This is a genomic window from Microtetraspora sp. AC03309 (genome assembly GCF_020826795.1).
Taxonomy (GTDB): Bacteria; Actinomycetota; Actinomycetes; order Streptosporangiales; family Streptosporangiaceae; genus Microtetraspora; species Microtetraspora glauca.
The window spans coordinates 1-401 of sequence record NZ_JADDIL010000595.1 but is presented as its reverse complement, the minus strand read 5'-3'; the positions used below and the strand labels follow the sequence as shown (position 1 = coordinate 401).

2 protein-coding genes are annotated in these 401 nt (G+C 59.1%); both read right to left on the bottom strand.

From position 1 onward, the window contains the following. On the bottom strand, positions 1-217 hold a 217-nt coding region (locus tag IMZ11_RS44520; protein ID WP_228649825.1), incomplete at its 3' end, for a BlaI/MecI/CopY family transcriptional regulator. A 105-nt stretch (positions 218-322) separates the two neighbouring features. Further along, entirely contained in the window at positions 323-397 is a 75-nt protein-coding gene (locus IMZ11_RS47005; RefSeq protein WP_374463300.1) for a multicopper oxidase domain-containing protein, read from the bottom strand. Positions 398-401 lie beyond the last annotated feature (4 nt).

The following is a 401-nucleotide window of genomic DNA, read 5'->3' as shown; positions in this document are numbered from 1 at the left end:
ACCTTGGCCAATACCGGTAGGCCCGACCATCGCGGTCGCGTTCCAGCCAGCCTTTCGTATGGAGATTGTCCATCGTCGACATGACGGTGGTGTAGGCGATCCGGCGCTCTTCCACGAGTTCGTCGAAGACCTCGCGCACAGTGACCGCCGCCGGACCGCGATTCCAGATGCGATCCATGATTTCGGCCTCGAGTTCGCCGAATCCTCGTACACGCACAGCACCCCTCCAACATCGGTGATGCGAGGGTACCTCGCGCCGCGACGTCCAACCCGCATGACGCGATCACCGCAAGTACTGATTGTTTTAGTACGTAGTAGCCACCTATGAATCGCCGGCATATTCGACGCTCGTCATCATCCCGGCATCCTGATGATATGCGTTGTGGCAGTGGAGCATCCAC